This is a genomic window from Leptothrix ochracea L12, from assembly GCF_000262525.1.
Genome location: NZ_JH660664.1, coordinates 1 through 5,327, shown reverse-complemented (window position 1 = coordinate 5,327; position 5,327 = coordinate 1). Strand labels below are relative to the sequence as shown.

General features: G+C 62.1%; 1 protein-coding gene. It reads right to left on the bottom strand.

Annotation, left to right across the window (positions count from 1 at the left end; all coding sequences use genetic code 11):
• Positions 1–5,327 (bottom strand): tandem-95 repeat protein (locus LEPOCDRAFT_RS00090; protein ID WP_009453119.1); only part of this gene is annotated, 5,327 nt, incomplete at both ends.

The window sequence follows — 5,327 nt, the reverse complement described above, 5'->3', positions numbered from 1 at the left end:
GGCAGCAGGTCCCCCCCCACCAACTGGATGGCAAAGTCGGCCACGCCGTCGCCGTTGGTATCACCGCTGAGCAGGCCGCCACTGAAGCGCAACTCGCCCGCTGTCTGGCTGAATGAGGCCGCACCGATGTAGAGGAAAGCTTGATCGCCGGGCACCCCAGTCATGGCATCGATGGCACTCAGATCAATCCGGTCTACCGGATTGATCCGCGCTTGGAAGTCCATCACCTGATCTGGCCGTGCAACGGTGCTGTCCAAGGTGGACGTGAAGGCAAAGGTGTCGGCCCCAGCACCGCCTTCCAGCACATCCTGCCCGAGGCCACCCACCAGCCGGTCGTTACCCTGACCGCCGCTGATCACATCGTTGCCTGCCCCGCCATCGAGCAAGTTGTTGCCGACGTTGCCGTTGATCAGGTTGTCCAGACTGTTGCCGCTGCCGTTCAGCGGGCCTGCGCCGATCAACAGCAGGTTCTCGACTTCGGCCGTGAGCGTCCAGTCGATACTGGCTTGGACCGTGTCGAAACCTTCCCCGCCAGCCTCCAGCGTCCGATCACCCGTGTTATCCACCACGTAGACATCGTTGCCGCTGCCGCCGTTCATGGTGTCGGCACCTGCGCCCCCGTTGATGGTGTCGTTACCGGCGCCACCAGAGATCGCATCATTGCCGTAGAGACCCCAGATCACTTCATCGCTGGCCGTGCCGGTATAGGTGTCAGCTTGATTGCTCAGCCCATGGGTGCTTGGCAACAGCACGCTCAGGGTGACAGGCGGGGCTGAGGTGGTCAGCGCACCATCGGAGACGCTCAGCACCAAGCTCAACTCAAGATCGTGGTTCGGCACCCAACCGGGCGGGGTGCTACTCAGGGTGCCACTCAGGCTGCCGTTGCTAGGGTCGCATTGCAGCCAACTTGGCAGGGCGCTGCCATCGCTGAGATGGGCTGAGTAGCTCAGCGTGGCGCTATCCACATCCGTGAACGTTCCTGCGGGCAGGGGAAGGGTGAAATCCTGCCCGGCGGTCTGCGGGGCAAGGAGTGGCATGGGGGTGACCTGCACGGGCGGGTCATTCACGGCAGTGACGTCGAATCCGAGGGTTGCCGCTGTCTGCAAGGCACCATCGCTGACCGCATAGTGCAGCGTGATCGGACCGTTGTAGTTGGGCTCCGGCGTCAAGGTCCATGTGTCGATCACCGCCCCGGGGACCAAGGTGCCATGGTCCACGCTCGGGTTCAGGACTTGCAAAGGCGTGTTTTCCGGATCGGTCCAGTCCTTCAGCAACTGGGCCTGGCTGATGTCGTAAGCGCTGTCTTCAAGCGCGTTTGGCAACGCCGCAGAAACGGACGGTGCGGACGGTGCGACAGGGGCATCGTTGACCGGGGTGATCACCACCTGCAAGGCCTCGGGAGCCACCGACACGGCGCCGCCGTTGTCGATGGCGTTGACGTGGATCTGGGTGATGCCGTTCCAGTTCAGTTCCGGTACGAAGTAGATCGTGGCCTGATTGCTGGCATCAGCAGGGATGTCGGTGCTGAGATTGACCGGGTGCAACCGGGTGGCATCCGTATAGACCGTGCCATGCACCGGAAGGTCGTTGAGGCGGAAGGCAGCGACCGTGCCATCCAAGTCCGCACCTTTGAGCGTCAGAGGGACAGGCGTGGCTGGATCTTCTGCAACCCGTGGGGTGCTGTTGGTCAGCACCCGAATAGCACTTGCGCCGCCATCGGCCACGATGATGTCTGGCAGACCATCTAGGTTCAGATCGTGGGTCCCCACCCACAGCGGTGCGAAGGAGCCGCCGTTTTGCGCGGTGCCATAGGTTTGGGCGCTGTCGAAGCCGGCTCCGTTGTTGTTCAGGATGGCGAGTTGTCCGGTGCTGCCGCCATTGCCTTGAACGGCGGTCAGGATATCGAGTCGGCCGTCGCCGTTCAGGTCAGCCAAGGTGAGGCTAATTGGATTGGTGCCGACGTTGTAGGTGGTCGCCGCACCGAAAGTTCCATCCCCCAGTCCCTTGAGGACAGCAACCTGGCCGGTGCCGCTGTTGGCGGTGACGATGTCGAGTTTGCCGTCACCATCGACGTCACCCAATGCGACATCGATCGGGAGATCCATGTTGCCGGAGGTGCCGGCGGCGTAATAAGCCACCGCCGGGGTGAATCCACCCGTGTTGGCACCGAGCAGCACCGAGATCGGCGTGGCGCTGCCGTAGTCAGCGCGTGCCGCAACGATATCGAGCCGACCGTCGCCGTTCAGGTCAGCGGTGGCGATCGCGGTGGCGGCGTTACCGACAGTGAGCGTTTGCGCCGGACCGAAGCCATTGCCGTTCGCGCTGCCGTTCGCGTTGCCGTTAAAGAGGGTGGCTTGATTGGTGCTGCGATCAGTGGTCAGGATGTCGAGGCGCTGATCGCCATTCAGATCGACCAAAGTCAGGCTGGAGGGGTCCGTCCAAGAGGTGCTGGCGCTGAGGACTTGAGAGGCACCAAAGGTGCCGTTCGCTTGTTGGGGGAAGACATAGACCGCAGCGGTAAAACTGGCGTAGTCGAGTCCTGAGGCGACCACATCGATCAGGCCATCGCCCGTGACATCGCCCATGGCGATCTGAGTCAGAGATGCGTTGGGCACGTTCACGGTCTGGACGGGATCAAACCCGCCGCCCGCATGGCCCTTGAGCAGGGAGATCGTCCCCGATGAACCGCCTGGGGTGAGGATGTCCAAAAAGCCATCGCCATGGAGGTCGCCGATGGCGACGTTTTGGCCAGAGGCTCCGTTGTAAGGCACGGGGTAGCTCTGAGGTGTCGAGAACTGCGTGCCGAGCAAGGTGGGTGGATCGTTGACTGCCGCAATGTTCAAACTCAACGTGGCACTCGTCGGGCTGAAGCCATCAGAAACGGTGTACTGAATTTGCAGGTTGCCGTTGTAATTGGCTGGCAGATTCAGCAGCCAGTCTTGTCCATTGGGATCAGGTTGGGCGTTGATGTAGGTCGAGCCGTTGGTGTCCCATGCGTTCACCGAGCTGACGCTCAGTGGATTGCCATCGACATCGGTCCAACCCGCCAGCAAGTCCGTGCTGCTCAGGACGTAGGGTGTGGTGTCTTCCACACCACCGACCAGCGTTGCTGGGGTGCCTGTGAGGGCCGGTGGGTCATTGACCGGCGCGATCAGGAGGGTCTGGGTGGCTGCTTGAACCGAGGTCAGGCCTTGGTTGTCGATGGCCAAGTAATCGATCGCGGTCTGACCATTCCAGTTGGGGGCTGGCTTGAAGTAGAGCGTGGCTTGCTGGTTGGTGGCCGGGATGTCCGTTGTGCTCGGATCCATGACCAGATCGGGTCGGGTCGGATCCAGATAAAACGAGCCGATGGTGTTGCCAGGCCAGTTGCTCAGTCGGAACGCACTCACCTGCCCATCAGCGTCAGTGCCGTTCAGTGGGATGGCGACCACCCCATCTTCCAGCCCGCTGTTGGTCGAAAGGTTCGGACTCAAGGTGACGCCGGTCAATCCATTCGACTCGGCAATGCTCACCTGATACATGCTCGGGTAATTGGGTGAGTAGTTGGTGTCGAAGAAGCTGCCCACCAGCACCTGATAACCCGGATTGGCGCCAAAAGTGAGGCTGCTCTGGAACGGTGATTCCTGAACCAGTCCACCGTTCTGATCGAGAACGATCAGATACGCCATAGAGGCGATGGCGCCAGTGACGGCGATCGATACCTGTGTGCCTGGTTGGATGTTGCTGATCTGATAGCTGTCAAAGTGTGTCGGCGTATTCGAGTACTGCGAGGACCGAAGCACTTCATTGCCATCCCCCAGCATGCCGTTCTGCACCGATGCTGCCGTCAGCAGGGGACCCGCCACAGGAGCTTGGTTGGCGATCATGTCCAGACCCAAGGTGGCAGGGCTTTGTCCGGTGGTGCCGTCGCTGACGGTGTAGCTGAGCGTGATGGGACCGCTATAACCGATGGGTGAATTGACCGTCCAAGAGCCATCCGGATTGGGATAGATCGTGCCGTGGTCGCTCACCACATTGATGACGCTGAGCGTCGCGTTTTCCACATCGCTCCAGCCCGCCAAAAGCGCAGCAGGCGTGACGATGTAGGGCAGACCGGGTTCACCCCGAGGCAGGGTGGCGGGTGTGCCAGTCAGCGCGGGGGGGTCATTCACCGGGGTGATGTCAAGGGCCTGAACGGCTGTTTGGGCCGATAGGGCCCCGGCATTGTCGAGTGCGACATAGCCCAAGCTGGTCGGGCCGTTCCAGTTGGCGGCAGGCTGGAAGTAGACCGTGGCTGAGCCCGTCGCATCCGCAGCCAAGTCTTGGCCCAAGTTCAGCGGTAGCGTCAGCGCGGCATCGGCAAAAATTTGACCCGCGCCCGGCGTCAGACTGAGGCGGAAACCGGCGATCGTGCCGTCGGTATCGCTGCCCGTCAGGCTCAGGGCTAAGGGGGTGTCCTCCGGGCTGATGATGGGTGTGACCGACACCGGCCCGGCACTGGGGGTCAGATTGCCAGAGGTGTCCGCCAGTAGGTTGACGCTCAGGCTGGTCGGTGTACCGGCCTGACCATCGCTGACCGAATAGGTCAACGTCAACGGCCCAGCTGCGGCACCGATCGGTGTGACAAGCCAAGTGCCATTGCCTTGGTCAAAGACCACCCCTTGCGGTGTGGTGAGACCTTGCACCTGCACGCTGCTGCCTTCCGGGTCTGTCCAGCCGGCCAGAAGCTCAGTGGCTGAAACCAAGTAGCCATGTCCGACCGTCCCGTCGGCCAAGACGGCTGCGGCGCTGCTGAGGATCGGCGCGTCATTGACTGGGGTGATGGTGAGTGAGCGCAGCCCACTGGTGGAGGTGGCACCCAGATCGTCCACCGCGATGTACGCCAAGTTGGTCGTGCCATTCCAGTTGAGCGCGGGCTGAAAGTAGAGCGTGGCGCTGTTGCTGGCAGCAGGCAGCTCCATCAAGCCGCTGTTGGGGTCAGCCACGATCGGTAACGTACCGGCTGCATCGCTGTAGAGCGTACCGATGGCCGGATCGGGCAGCGCAACCAGCCGGAAGGCCGCGACCGTGCCGTCGATGTCGGCGCCCTTCAGGGTCACGGGCAGGGGGCTGCTGGGATCCTCCATGGCGACGGGGTGGGTGTTGGTCAGCACCCGAATAGCGCTGGCACCGGCATCGGAAACGATGATGTCTGGCAGGCCATCCTGATTCAGATCGCGGGTGCCTATCCACAGCGGAGGGAGGCCGTTGTTGCTTTGCGCAAGGCCGTAGGTTTGGGGGCTGTCGAAGCCAGCTCCGTTGTTGTTCAGGACCGAGACTTGCCCGAAAACGCCCTGGCCGAGATCCGT